Source organism: Pseudomonas sp. AC463 (genome assembly GCF_979253585.1).
In genome coordinates this window covers 1-402 of the sequence record NZ_CEEDDZ010000159.1, presented here as the reverse complement: position 1 = coordinate 402, position 402 = coordinate 1, and the positions used below count along the sequence as shown (strand labels likewise).

The following is a 402-nucleotide window of genomic DNA, read 5'->3' as shown; positions in this document are numbered from 1 at the left end:
CACGCCGACATCCCGCATCAGGAGGTGATCTTCCTCGACGAGGCGGACCCCATGTCCTCGCCGATGAAGGCCAAGGGCGTCGGCGAACTCGGCATCTGCGGCGTCGGCGCCGCGGTCGCGAATGCGGTCTACAACGCCACCGGCGTCCGCGTCCGCGAATATCCGATCACGCTCGACAAATATCTGGATCGCCTGCCGCAAGTGGCATGAGATGCCCGCTGGCGAACGGCCCCACGGCCGTTCGCTAGTCCCGCGTCACTCCCACTCGATCGTCCCCGGCGGCTTCGACGTATAGTCGTACACGACCCGGTTGACGCCCTTCACCTCGTTGATGATCCGCGTCGCCACGCGCGGCAGGAAGTCGCCGGGGAACTGGAAAACCTGCGCCGTCATCCCGTCGGT

At 66.2% G+C, this 402-nt stretch carries 2 protein-coding genes; one reads left to right on the top strand and one right to left on the bottom strand.

All coding sequences use genetic code 11. From position 1 onward, the window contains the following. On the top strand, window positions 1–210 hold a 210-nt coding region (locus tag AC0IYH_RS29585; protein ID WP_471837621.1), incomplete at its 5' end, for a hypothetical protein. A 45-nt stretch (window positions 211–255) separates the two neighbouring features. Here the strand turns inward: AC0IYH_RS29585 and AC0IYH_RS29580 are convergent. Next, window positions 256–393: a GMP synthase (glutamine-hydrolyzing) gene (locus AC0IYH_RS29580; RefSeq protein WP_471837623.1), complete on the bottom strand. Its 138-nt coding sequence runs from the start codon at window positions 391–393 to the stop codon at window positions 256–258. Between the last annotated feature and the right edge of the window lie 9 nt (window positions 394–402).

What these genes read in the sequence shown, in the direction of transcription:
- AC0IYH_RS29580 (WP_471837623.1), bottom strand. Translation starts at nt 393, where the DNA reads ATGACGGCGCAGGTTTTCCAGTTCCCCGGCGACTTCCTGCCGCGCGTG.